Below are 13,799 nucleotides of genomic sequence, written 5' to 3' on the forward strand. Positions count from 1 at the left end.
AGTCTTCCTTCTCTTTTAATTTCCCGAAGAAGTTTAAATTTCAGCGCACGAAAAAGGTACCCTTTTACAGAAATCACATCAGCCAGCTGCTCTTTGCTTTGCTATAACTCCAGAAACAACTCCTGAACAACATCATCGAGCAATGGTCCATTTTTGGTCATTTTACTCCCATAACGGTACAAATCTTCCTGGAAGGTAGAATTCTCCGAAAAATCCCATCAGATTGCGAAAAAGAAGTTAATACAACCCAATACACTTCCTGGAAAGAAGGTCAGTTGCTGCTTGAAGACGCCAGCATTCAGGACGTAGTGCGGTTATTGGAACAGAACTACGGCTACGAAGTGGAAGTGGATAAAAATGTCAGTACCGAAAACCATTTTAACGGAATCTTCCCGTCAGACAACGTAGACGTGCTGCTCACGGCATTATCAAAAGTCTACGACCTGGATATCAAACGGGTAAATAAAAACATCATCATACACAACCGGTTTCACGACCACGAAAAGTCTTAACTCACTTCACTTAAATCTCACTTTCAGAATTCCTAAACCCGATAACTTACATGAAAAAATTTACTTTAATTACGCAGTCCACGTTCGCGGCAGGTATTTTCCTGATGGCCAGTTCTGCGTCACACGGACAATTACTGGCCTACCGGCAAAGTCCGGCAGCAGTACATAAGTCAGCGCGACAGAATTTAAAATCGCTGAAAAGCATCTTGGAAGAAATTGAAGGCAGGTACAAAATCTCCTTTCCCTACGACCGGAGCACGATTACCGACAAAAAAGTACCGGTGGGCCGCACGCAATCAGTCTCGTTGAAAGATAAGCTTGGAGGTCTGCTTCAAAATCTCAATATCGATTACGAAAAACTCAGCGAGAAAGTCTATCTGATCGTTCCCCGCAAAAGCGAAATCACTGAACAGATGAGACCACTCACACCGAACAGTCAGTTCATTTTCCCAAAAGACAATACCGGCCCGCGCTCGGTTGAGGTTAAACCGCTAAGCAAACAGGAGGCGCTGCTGAACGTAGGTGGTACAGTAGCCGACAAAACTACGGACGAACCACTCCCGGGTGTGAGTATTCTCGTTAAAGGAACAACGCAGGGCACGAGCACCAATGTGGCTGGAAATTATACACTTTCGCTGCCCGACGGAAAAGCAACACTTATTTTCTCGTATGTTGGTTATGTGCCGGTGGAAGTAGCAATTGGTGGACGGTCTGTTGTCCATGTGACTTTGGAAGCCGATGTGAAAGCGCTGAAAGAAGTGGTGGTAACGGCACTCGGAATTTCGAGGGAGAAAAGCTCTCTGGCGGGCAAAGACTCACCCCTGATCGTTATTGACGGTATTCCGGTAGGCGACAATGCACAGATCGTTTCCGACCTAAATGCGCACAATATTGAAAGTGTGTCAGTGTTAAAAGGTCCGAGTGCTACTGCCCTTTACGGTTCACGTGCAGGAAACGGCGTACTTCTGATCACAACCAAAAAAGGTACAGGTTCTAAAAAGGGCATCGGTGTTTCATTCAATGCGGGCTACACTGCTGCCGTTCCTTACAAATACATTCCAACGCAAACCCGTTTCACAACCGGTAAAAACGGATTGCTTGACGAATCAGCTTCGCAATACTGGTTTGGACCGGAAGAAGGTACGCCGGCAGCGCAGTGGAATTCCAACGGCGTGGCGACTCCGCTTAAATTTCACCCAAATAATTACAAGGAATACTTCCAGACGGGCAGCAACTACGTTACCGATGTCAGCGTACAAGGTGTGAGCGATCGCGGCAGTTACCGGCTATCCATATCCGACACCCGGGGAACCGGTAACAGGCCCGGTATGGCGCTTTTTAAAAATGCCTTTAACCTTGCGGCCAATTATAAAGTCTCGAAGAACTTCGAAGTTTCAACGGATGTCCATCTGGTAAAATCGCATTCCGATAATTCTCCGATACAGATCGGAAGTGATTATCCTTATGAATCTCTCTTCCTGCTTCCGCAACACGTGGACATCAATGCACTGAAAGATTACTGGGCTGTCAAAAAAAACAGCAGTATAGCGTCAGTTCTATTTATGACAATCCCTGGTTTGTAGCCTATGAGAAAGTGAACAAATTCAAGGAATACCAGTTCGTTATGGATATGGTGACGAAGAAAAGAATTACAACATCGACAATGTAAACGCCGCCATTCAACGCCTGGACTCAAAAGTTGACGATCAATGGGCGAAGATGCGGCTGATCCAGGGAACCGGTAAACCCTGGTAATATTTACCTGAACACGGATGGTGATTTGCCTCAGATCTCCATCCGTGTTACAAAAAATTTAAAAAAAACATAGGCCGGTTACAACTTCCGGCGTACTCAATACGTCGCACTGCAGTTTTGCGGCCGCGGTTATTTCCCTTTCCTGACATGTTTTTTCAAAAACCATTTACCTGGCTCCTTACAGGCCTGGCCGCAATTACCTCTTTTCAGGTTTCCGCTCAAAAAAAGCAGGACGAATTCCTGATCAGTATTTATTCGCCGCCACCTGCTGAATTCGTCAACGATGAACAATTTAAATTGATGAAAGAAGGCAACGTAGACATCATTTTTAATATTGGCGGGAGTGTCAGCAATGACAAAGCAGGCAATCTTAAAATGTTGGATATGGCGCAAAAACACGGCCTGAAAGTTTACCCACACGACGCCCGAATCAATGAAACGGATGACGCAAGAAAGGCAATGGTGAACGACTACAAAAACCACCCTGCGCTTGCCGGATATTACATCACCGACGAACCCGATTCGGCCCGGTTGCAATCAGCCGTAGAAACGATGCTGAAGGTCAAAAAACTGGATCCGGCAAAGGATGCGTACATCAACCACCTACCCGACTGGGCAGTGAATAACTATGAAAACGATTTCCTGAAACGTTACATTGAATATGCCGGAAAGGAAAATCTGAACTATCTCGCCTACGACAATTATCCGTACAAAAGGAAACAAAAACTCGAAAAAACTTATTTCAATAACCTCGAAATAATCCGCAGGACGGGTCTGAAATACGGAATTAAAACCTCCTCCTGTCTGCAATCTTTTGGCATGTATTTCAGCGGGGTGGAAGAGCTTCGTAAACCCAACCCGGATGAGATGCGGATGAATGTATTTTCAAATCTTGCCTATGGTGTCAAAAACCCGGTTTGGTTCCCCTATTGGTCCACCCTCCACCATGGCCCGACCATCACCTTTTCAACTTCGATTGTGGATTCGACAGGTGGTAAAACAGATCTGTATGAATCTTTCAGAACGCTCAACGGGCAGATGAAACAGCTTGGAAAAACACTTATTCATTTGGACGCACAGGAAGTTTACCATACCGGCGACAGCCTCTGGATCGGTACAAAACTTCCGCCTGTAAACTTCCCCGCACAAATTGCTGACAAAAAAACAGAGGCGATCATCAGTCGTTTTACCGACAAAAACTCTGGCCAGATGTATCTTATGATTGTGAACCGATCATTCAAAAAGCCAAGCCAAATCATTGTAACGTTTGATGATTCGATTAAGAAATTAAAAGAAATTTCCAAAGAATCGGGCAAGCCCGTCAAATCTCGCTTTGACAGCAAAAAGCATACGATTACAGAAAATTTCCTACCCGGAGAGGGAAGGCTTTACGCCGTCTCAAAGTTATCAATTTCATATCATTCTGACACACCAAATTAGACAAGAAAATGACATTCAAAAAGAATACAATTGCCTGGATTTCCACTGCGATGATCCTTTCCGGCCTGGCAGTGAAGGCGCAGAATCCAAAGGACAAATTTCTGATCAGTATCTACGGCCCGCCTCCCGCCAAGCTGCTGAACGATGAACAATATAAAGTCATCAAAGATGCGCAGGTGGATATCATCCTGAATATCGGGCCGGGTGTTGATCACAATAAGGAAGGAAATCTGAAGACACTGGATATGGCAAAAAAATATGGCCTGACGGTCTATACTTTCGATAGCCGCATAAACCAGGGCGATGACAAAATCCGGGAAATGGTGAACGATTTCAAAAATCACCCTGCGCTTGGCGGTTACTACATCACGGATGAACCAGATTCTGCACGGTTGCAGTCCGCCATTGAATTGCAGAAAAAAGTAAAAGCGCTCGACCCGTCGAAAGATTCGTACATCAACCATCTGCCGGATTGGGCGGTTAATAATTATGAGAATGGTTTTTTGAAACGATACATAGAGGGCTCGGGCAAGGAAAATCTCAACTATCTCGCTTATGACAATTATCCTTACAAACGAAATCAAAAACTCGAAAAAACCTATTTCAATAACCTTGAAATTATCCGCCGTGTGGGATTGAAATATGGAATCAAAACATCATCCTGCCTGCAATCCTTTGGAATGGCCTTCAACGGAATCGAAGAGCTGAGGCGCCCCAATACAGACGAAATCCGGATGAATGTGTATTCAAATCTGGCATACGGCGTCAAAAACCCGGTTTGGTATACCTACTACACGCAGGATAACCTGACTACCAAAGTGACCATGATGCAGAGCGTGATTGATTCGGTGGGCATGAAAACGAACATGTATGAGCCATTCCGTCAGATGAACCTGGAGATGAAACAGCTGGGAAAAACACTCATTAATCTGGATGCGCAGGAAGTTTACCACACCGGCGACAGTCTATGGATAGGAACCTCCCACCCGCCCGTCGATTTTGCCTGGAAAATTCAGGACCCGAAAGCGGACGTTATTTTCAGCCGGTTGACCGACAAATCTACCGGAAAAGAATATCTCATGATCGTGAACAAATCCTTCAAATTGCCAAAAACATTCACATTTCAGGCAAATGAATCGGTAAAAAAAATGAAAGAAATTTCCAAGGTAAACGGCAAGCCGTCCAGATCAGATTTTGACAGAAAAAAAAGGACGATCACCACCTCGTTTTTGCCGGGAGAAGGAAAACTGTTTGCGTTAAATTAAGCCGTTGAAATGACCTGGCTCAGGTCAGTAAAACCACAGTCCTATTTTATTTATTACAAAAAAAACCTAAATCTGACCGCAAATGAAGTGTTTTTTTAATACCTCAGTAATTTACCGTGGTGCCTGCTTTCTGTTTTTGTTCGCAGCAGCAGCCGTTCTTTTTGGCTGTTCTTCCGGAAATGAACTGGTTTCCAACGGAAAAAGTGACTATAAGATTTTTGTTTCAAATTTGGCCACGGTACCTGAAAAAAGTGCCGCCATTGAGCTGCAAAAATATGTACAGGAAATTACCGGCTGCAAATTGGAAATAACCAATAAAAAGGAAACCGATGATGCCAAACTCGTTTTCATAGGATTCAGAGAAGCGCCGGAAAGGCTGCTTGAAAAACTGGATACCGCGGCGTTTGGTAACGAAGAATTCATCATTCGTTCGGACGGGAAAAATTTGCTGATCGCCGGCGGGAACTCACGAGGGACGGTTTATGGCGTTTCCGCTTACCTTACAGATTACCTGGCGTGCCGTTGGTACACACGGGAAGTCATCAAAATTCCAAAGCAGGCTACCATCAAACTTACTGAAATCGAAGACCGTCAAAAACCCGGCTTTGAATACCGCGAGCCCTACTATCACGAAGCCTACAACACCGAATGGGCTTTACATAATAAAACCAACAGTCGCGCCATCCCCGATTCGCTCGGAGGCGCGTACATTACTTATCCATTCGTTCACACGTTCGAGCTGCTCGTTCCACCAGCTAAGTATTTTGCCACACATCCTGAGTATTTTTCAGAAATCGGCGGACAACGGAAGGCAATCCGTTCGCAATTGTGTCTTACGAATAAGGATGTCGTAAAAATTGCTACCGCGACCGTTTTTGAATGGATAAAAAACAACCCAAAGGCCAATGTCTTCTCTGTTGACCAGAACGATTTTGGAGGAAATTGTGAGTGTGTCCATTGTAAAAAACTAGACGATGCAGAAGGCAGCCCATCGGGTTCTCTGATAAATTTTGTGAATCAGATTGCGGATACGGTTGGCAAGGTTTATCCCGAAATAAAATTGCAGACGCTGGCTTACAGCTACACCGAAGTGCCTCCGAAAACGATACGCCCTGCTGATAATGTAACCATACGGCTTTGCCATTATGATTATTGCTCTGCCCATCCCCTGGGACAATGCGATAACCACAAACCTTATATCGAGCGCCTGGAACAATGGAAAAAGATAGCCAAACGTATCACGATCTGGGATTATTACACGCAGTTTGCCAGCTATTTGATGCCCTATCCGAATTTTGAAACGATGAAAAATGATGTGAAATTTTATGCGGATCATGGTGTGATCGGACTGTTTGCGCAGGGCAATAATGTTCCGAATGATGGACATGGAGAATTTACGGAACTCCGGGCCTGGGTGTTTGCCCAATTGATGTGGAATCCTGAAAAAGACGGACAGGCGCTCGTCGATGAATTTGTGACCAATGTCTATGGCGATGCGGCCGGTTATATGAGCCAGTACATCAGCTTGCTGCACGAACAGGTAAAACCGAAAAGTGCGTATTTCAGCATATGGACAAACCCGGAAGACACCAACTACCTGAACCTTAAAACAATACAAAAAGCAGACAGCCTGTTTGCCCTTGCTAAAAACGTAGCAAAAAACGATACGGCACTGTTCAAACGTGTGGAGCGCGCATACCTTCCTGTCATATTTACCAAACTGTATTTCAAATCGATCGGGGGAACTGCCTATGTTGGTCATAACCTGGATGCAATTGTGCAGGATTACAAGCGCATTATTGCCGAAAATGGCATTGCCACCATGGCCGAAGTTTCGGAAGTGGGAAGCATTCCGAAATTCCTGGAAAGAGTCGAATCGTCGGACCGGTTCATAAACGACTGGTGGCTGGCAGGACCGTTTGAAAGTCCGGAAAGAAAAGGATTTACGACAGTATATGGTCCGGAAAACGGTTTTGACTCCACAAAAACCTATTCCGGTGCTGGTGGTGAAATGGTGAAATGGAGCCACCACGCAGATCACACATCCGGTTATATTGATTTTGTAAAACTGTTTGGTCAGAAAAAAAACGTTGTTTCCTATGCCTACCGGAAGTTGCATTTCGATCAGGCGAAAACCGTACAATTTGGCGTAGGCAGTAATGATGGCGTACGTGTGTGGCTGAATGGGAAACTGGTACTTGACCGTCCTGTATCCCGTAAAGCAGTTCCAAATGAGGATCTGATCAATGTGCCGGTAAGGGCAGGTGACAACGATCTGCTGGTGAAAGTGGATCAGCTTGGCAACAAATGGGGTTTTTACTTTACTGAAAGACAGCCGCAAAAGACCCGATAATCATGAGACTCCTTTTAATTGTTTGCTATGCAATCAGTATTGCTTTTGCCACTGCCAATTCCAAAAACGAATTGATAGCAGGAGGCAAAAGCGAATACAAAATATTTGTATCCCGGAATGCTTCCAAACCTGAGCATCACGCAGCACGTGAACTACAAAAATATTTGGACGAAATAAGTGGATGCAGGTTATCCATTACAAATGATAAAGAACCCGGACAAAAACTGGTTTACATTGGTTTTAAGGAAGCGCCGCAATCGTTACTGAAAGGTCTCGATATAGCCGGCTTCGGGAAAGAAGAATTCATCATACGCGCTGACTCCGGGCGTTTGCTGATTGCCGGGGGCAATACCCGGGGAACGTTGTATGGTGTAATATCCTATCTCTCGGATCATCTTGGATGCAGGTGGTATACACGTGAAGTTGTGAAAATTCCTAAAAAGAAAACAGTGTTTCTAAGCCCGATTGACGATCGCCAGCAACCAAGGTTCGAGGCAAGAGAAATGGCTTACCGGGAAACGAACGATTTAAACTGGGTGACACATAACCGCTTGAATCATAGCCACAGTAAGTCTATTCCGGACTCATTGGGAGGCGGTTATGTGGTATATCCCTGGGTTCATACCGCTTTTGACCTTGTTTCCCCCGATGATTATTTCGAAAAACATCCTGAATACTTCGCGTTGATAGATGGCAAACGCAGCAGGGCGAAAAATTTCGCTCAACTTTGCCTTACGAATCTGGAAGTCGTAAAGATCGCAACGGCAAAGGTTTTTGAATGGATAAAAACACATCCCGAAGCCGATGTCTACACCGTAGATCAGAATGACGGAGACGGGTACTGTCAATGTAAAAACTGCAAGGCGATTGATGACCGCGAAGAAAGCCATTCCGGCTCACTGCTCCATTTTGTAAATCAGATCGCCGATACCGTAGCAAAGGTCTATCCCAGGGTGGAACTGCTCACCTTGGCGTACGCATATACCGAGATTCCTCCCAAAACAATACGCCCCGCCGACAATGTGACCATTCGTCTGTGTCATTACGATTATTGTTCGGCGCATGCACTGGGAACCTGTAATGATCACAAGCAATACATTGAGCGGTTTTCTCAATGGTCCAAAATTGCTAAACGTGTCAGAATATGGGATTACTATACCAATTTTGAAAGGTATCTCCTGCCCTTCCCCAATTTTGAAGCGGTTAAGCACGATCTAAAATTCTACGCAGATCACAATGTGAAGGCTTTTTACGCGGAGGGAAGTAATGTTCCGGACAACGGAGGCGGAGAGTTTACGGAGCTCCGTGCCTGGGTGTTTTCGCAGCTCATGTGGAATCCTGAGCGCGACGGGCAAGCGTTGATCGATGAATTCGTTACCAACGTTTACAATAATGCCGCTCCTTACATCAGTCAATACATTAAAATGATGCATGATCAGGTAAAATCTGACAGTACTCATTTCAGCATTTGGGAAGATCCGGAAGACGTTAATTACCTCAATCTTCACACCATACGAAAAGCCGATAGCCTGTTCATGCGCGCCAGGGAAGTCGCTGTCAAGGACCCTGCCTTATTAAAACGCGTTGAAAGAGCCTATTTGCCGGTGTTGTATACCCGCCTCTATTTTTACTCCACGGGAGGAACCGCCTTCCTGGAAAAAGAGCACGTACCGGCAGCACTCGCCCAATTTAAAAGGATCTTGGCCGATAACCGGATCACAGGAATCGGTGTGGTAGAATTGAAACCAGGCAACCTATCCAATTTTATCAAAACCGTCGAATCTCCCGACAGGTTTATTACAGACTGGTGGACGATTGGGCCTTTCGATAATACAGACCGAAAAGGTTATGCCGCAATTTATCCTCCCGAACAGCAATTTGACACGACACAGACTTACAACGGAATGCAGGGTTCGAAGGTAAAATGGAACCATTACCGGGACAATTCCTCGGGTTATATTGATTTCAGGAAATTGTTTAATCCGAAAAAAAATGTCGTTTCCTATGCATTCCGAGGTCTTTCACTTCCGGCAGCCAAAACGATGAAATTTGGTGTAGGAAGTAATGATGGGGTTAAAGTATGGATTAACGGCAAACTCGTGCTCGACCGCATGTTGTTGCGTCCGGCCCTACCCAACGATGATGAGATCAGCGTTCCAATGAAAAAAGGCGACAACACGATACTGATAAAAGTAGATCAAACTGGAAACAAGTGGGGCTTTTACTTTACCGAGAGAAACTAAACGTACCTGTTGACATATTACCATTAAGGCGAAAAAAAGGAGGCCATTTCGGCTCAGTGCTCACCTTATCAACTTTATTTATCAAATGATTAAGAAATATTTGTCCCTTTTAGGCATAGCAGTTTTACTTTTTTTCTGTGCCTGCTCGTCCCAAACAGAACTGGTGTCCCATAGTAAAAGCGATTTTAAGATATTTATTTCAAAAAACGCAGCCAAGCCGGAGCAATATGCGGCGAGGGAACTCCAAAAATATCTTCAAAAGATCAGCGGATGTCTGCTTCCGATTGTTAACGAAAACAAGGCTGATGACAAAATGATATACATTGGCTTCCAAAACGCGCCGCATGCGTTGACGCATGATCTGAAACCGGCAGCGTTTGGTAAAGAGGAATACATTATCAGATCCGACGGAAAGAATTTACTCATCGCTGGCGGGGCGCCCCGGGGCACGCTGTATGGCGTCCTTGGCTATCTGGGTGACATCTGGGATGCCGCTGGTATACGCGTGAAGTCGTGAAGATTCCCGAACAGAAAAGCATTGCGCTCGGCAAAATGGAAGACCGGCAAAAACCCGTAATGGAAGCCCGTCAGATATCTTACCGCGAAGCTTATGATGTAAATTGGTCATTGCACAATCGCATCAACAGTAATCTGATGCCAGACTCGCTGGGATCAGGCAACATCGCGTACCCTTTCGTGCATACTTTTTATGCCCTGGTATCGCCTCAGAAATATGGAAAAACCCATCCTGAGTATTTTAGTGAGGTGGATGGCAAACGGCTGATCAAGGAGACCAATACTGGGGGACAGCTCTGTCTGACCAATCCGGAAGTTGTCAAAATCGCGACCGCAACCGTTTTCGAGTGGATCAAAACGCATCCTGAGGCCAGCGTTTATACCGTTGACCAAAATGACGGAGAAGGCCATTGCGAGTGTACAAATTGTAAAAAAATCGACGATCAGGAAGGCAGCTACTCGGGAACACTGATTCATTTCGTTAACCAGATTGCCGATTCGGTTGCGAAGGTTTACCCGGAAGTAAAATTGCAGACACTGGCATACGCGTATACCGAAATACCTCCAAAGAATATCCGTCCGGCCAAAAATGTTATCATCCGGCTCTGTCATTACGATTATTGTTCCGCCCATCCGCTGGGCCAGTGTGATAACCATAAAGTATATGTCGAACGGCTGGACCAGTGGAGCAAAATAGCCAGCCAGGTTACAATTTGGGACTACTACACCAATTTTGAAAGATATTTGCTGCCGTTTCCCAATTTCGAAACTTTAAAACATGATGTAAAATTCTATGCGGATCGGAAGGCAATCGGGCTTTTCCCGGAAGGGAATAACGTTTCCGACAACGGTGGTGGTGAATTTTCTGAGCTGCGTGCCTGGATATTTTCACAATTGCTTTGGAATCCGGAAAGGGACGCACAGGCTTTGATTGATGAATTTGTCCAGAATGTTTATGGACCTGCCGCTCCTTATGTGAGCGAATACATTAAAATGATGCACGAGCAGGTGAAACCGAAAAGCGCCTATTTCAGCATCTGGACCGACCCGGAAGATGTGAATTATCTGGGATTAGAAACCATTCAAAAAGCAGATTCACTTTTCAGTATGGCGAAAGCGATTGCAAAAAAAGACACTGCGCTTTACAAAAGGGTCGAGCTCGCTTATCTGCCCGTACTGTACACACGACTGTACTTTTACGCGACCGGCGGTACCGCTTATCTGAGCAGGGAGCAAATGCCGGAGGCACTGGCCGCGTTCAAACGAATTCTGGCTGCCAACAGCATTACCAGTATGGGTGTGGTAGAGCTTGAACCCGGCAATATTCCAAATTTCATTAAAAGTGTGGAATCGTCCGACCGATTTATAAAAGACTGGTGGCTGACAGGACCTTTCGACAATGAAAACAGAAAAGGTTTTGATACCATTTACGCTCCGGAAAAAGGTTTTGACAGTACGGCGGTATTTACAGGCAAAAACAGCATTCAAACAAAATGGACAAGGTACAACAGCAATGAGTCGGGCTATATTGATCTTGCCAAAATGTTTAACCCGAAGAAAAATGTCGTGTCCTACGCGTACCGCAAATTTGAATCGCCTGTTGCCAGAAAGATGCAATTTGGTGTGGGAAGCAATGACGGTGTTAAAGTGTGGGTCAACGGGAAGCTGGAACTAAGCCGTCCGGTACTCAGAGCCGCAAAACCCAATGACGATGTAATCACCGTTGCTGTGAAAAAAGGAGCGAACACGATTCTGGTAAAAGTGGATCAACTGGGCAACAAATGGGGTTTTTATTTTACGGAAAGAAATTAGAGAATAACCTTTGTAATGCTACATTTCTGGCCAAAACTCAATTTTAATATTGCTGATTAAGCACGTTTGACGAATCGTTTATGATTATCAGAGCGATGTAATCATTATCGAAATTGTCTAAAAACTCCATATTTAAGATTCCAATTGTTGTAGGAATGATAAAATCCTTAGTTTTATCATTCCTGCAACATTGACAATACTTAAAAAGGGCGTCGAGATTTACATGTAAATACCCGAGGACCGATTACTAACATTCAACTTTAATGGCCCTTTAAAAACGCCCTCATTTCATACTTGACTTTTATAATTAATTCCAGTCGTTCACAATATCCTTAGCTACGGTCGGGTTTGTATTTTTCTCTGTTAACGGAATAGGGAAAAGCACGTGTTTGTCCTGAAAAAATAACTGCGTTCCTGCTGGATACTTGATTTTTTTCTCTGCATTGAGCGTATTTTTAGCAATACCCCACCGTACGAGATCAAAAAAGCGAACCTGCTCGCCTACCAATTCCAGTTGTCTTTCAAGCATCAGTTTTTTGAATGCCTCCTCTTTACTGCCCAGCACTGTGTAAACGAAGGCACCGGATCGGCTTCTTACTTTGTTGATCAACGGCAGCGCGTCACCTGTTTTCCCGAGATTGATGTAGGATTCTGCCAGCATCAAAAGTACGTCTGCGTAACGGATGATCTGCGAGTTGATATCGGACTGTGGCAGCTCCGCTTTTTCCTTGTATTCATATGGCTGGTATTTTCTCCAACGGTAACCGTTTCCGTTTTCTGCAAACGGATAAGTTTTAACGCCTCCCGTGCAGTTATCGCAAAAGGTGACATCTCCTCCACTGGCAGCGTCTCCGTAAAAAGTGTTTTTTGCACGCGGGTCTACAAAAGTGGCACCCGCTTCATCGGTGTAGGTAAAAGCTTTCACAGACGCGTCTGATATGAAAACATTTCGCCAATCGTTCCAGCCATACTCCATCGCACGGCCGGTCAGCGTGTTTTTACCGCTTCCCGATCCTTCCTGCGAGCCAAACATATAATAAGGACTCCCTTCTCCCCAACCGCCCCAGGCTTTATGCGGAACGTCAAAGACGGTTTCGGCATTTTTCACCGGCGACTTGGTAAAAAGCTCATCGAGGTTTTTAACAAGATCGTATGTAAACGGCGCCTTGGTTAACAGTTCAAACTGAGCCGCGGCTTCCGCGTATTTCTTTTGGTATAAATAGGATTTACCAAGCAATGCAATCGCTGCGCCTTTGGTGGCGCGTCCAAGATCTGTCGCGCTGTTGGCGTAAATAACCGGCAGGCCATCCGCTGCGTTTTTCAAATCTGATTCGATCTGTTTCCAAACCTCCTCCACAGAAGATCTGCTCAGGTAAAACTCACTTGTCCCTTCATAATCCTTACGAATCGGGACTCTTCCCCAAAGCGTCACCAATAAAAACTCCGCATAAGCCTTCAAAAAATAGGCTTCAGAGACATATTGTTGAAGCCTGGTCTTCTCTGCATCCGACACGGGTGTGACTTTCGCGGCTTTGGAAATGACCAGATTGGCTCGCAAAGTCATTTTATAAGTGGTTGACCAAAGATCGTTAATCTGTGCGTGATTGGAGGCGTAACTATAATCATGGAGCTGCAACACATCGCCCAGCAGCGGCGCATCTGCTTCCGCTTCATTGCCGGTCAGGTCCATCAGGTAATAAAAATCCCGCGAATAAAGTCCCTTGTAAAGCAACAGGCCATAAGTCGCCGTGACCGCTTCACCGATCGTCGGCACCGTTGTAAAATAGGTATCATCGTTATAGCTGGTCTGATTTTGAACATTGTCCAGGGAATTATCACAGCCGGTTGCCAGAAAACCCAGCGTTGCCAGAAAGAGTATATGCTTTTTCATGATGACAAAGAA

General features: G+C 45.1%; 9 protein-coding genes. 8 read left to right on the forward strand and 1 reads right to left on the reverse strand.

The window, feature by feature from the left end:
* The first annotated feature begins 275 nt into the window (after window positions 1-275).
* The 8 genes from RB622_RS16900 to RB622_RS16935 all read left to right on the forward strand — a co-directional run bounded on the left by RB622_RS16900 (window position 276) and on the right by RB622_RS16935 (window position 11,896).
* A complete protein-coding gene (locus tag RB622_RS16900; RefSeq protein ID WP_308047757.1) occupies window positions 276-512 on the forward strand; it encodes a FecR domain-containing protein in 237 nt (78 codons plus the stop codon).
* A 50-nt stretch (window positions 513-562) separates the two neighbouring features.
* Entirely contained in the window at window positions 563-2,095 is a 1,533-nt protein-coding gene (locus RB622_RS16905; protein ID WP_308047758.1) for a carboxypeptidase-like regulatory domain-containing protein, read from the forward strand.
* Between the two features lie 319 nt (window positions 2,096-2,414).
* Window positions 2,415-3,707, forward strand: coding sequence for a hypothetical protein (locus RB622_RS16910; protein WP_308047759.1), 1,293 nt, complete (start codon window positions 2,415-2,417; stop codon window positions 3,705-3,707).
* A gap of 8 nt (window positions 3,708-3,715) precedes the next feature.
* Window positions 3,716-4,972, forward strand: a complete 1,257-nt coding sequence (locus RB622_RS16915; RefSeq protein ID WP_308047760.1) for a hypothetical protein — start codon at window positions 3,716-3,718, stop codon at window positions 4,970-4,972.
* Window positions 4,973-5,054: 82 nt separating this feature from the next.
* Complete coding sequence (locus RB622_RS16920; protein ID WP_308047761.1) at window positions 5,055-7,325, forward strand: DUF4838 domain-containing protein; 2,271 nt, start codon at window positions 5,055-5,057, stop codon at window positions 7,323-7,325.
* A 2-nt stretch (window positions 7,326-7,327) separates the two neighbouring features.
* Complete coding sequence (locus tag RB622_RS16925; RefSeq protein WP_308047762.1) at window positions 7,328-9,568, forward strand: DUF4838 domain-containing protein; 2,241 nt, start codon at window positions 7,328-7,330, stop codon at window positions 9,566-9,568.
* Between the two features lie 85 nt (window positions 9,569-9,653).
* Window positions 9,654-10,085: an alpha-glucuronidase family glycosyl hydrolase gene (locus RB622_RS16930; protein WP_308047763.1), complete on the forward strand. Its 432-nt coding sequence runs from the start codon at window positions 9,654-9,656 to the stop codon at window positions 10,083-10,085.
* Window positions 10,082-11,896, forward strand: coding sequence for a DUF4838 domain-containing protein (locus tag RB622_RS16935; protein ID WP_308047764.1), 1,815 nt, complete (start codon window positions 10,082-10,084; stop codon window positions 11,894-11,896). The genes RB622_RS16930 and RB622_RS16935 overlap by 4 nt, the downstream gene beginning before the upstream one ends.
* Before the next feature lie 307 nt (window positions 11,897-12,203).
* On the opposite strand, the gene RB622_RS16940 is transcribed toward RB622_RS16935, so the two are convergent.
* Window positions 12,204-13,787: a RagB/SusD family nutrient uptake outer membrane protein gene (locus RB622_RS16940; protein WP_308047765.1), complete on the reverse strand. Its 1,584-nt coding sequence runs from the start codon at window positions 13,785-13,787 to the stop codon at window positions 12,204-12,206.
* Window positions 13,788-13,799 lie beyond the last annotated feature (12 nt).

The organism is Dyadobacter sp. LHD-138, assembly GCF_030929615.1.
Taxonomy (GTDB): domain Bacteria; phylum Bacteroidota; class Bacteroidia; order Cytophagales; family Spirosomataceae; genus Dyadobacter.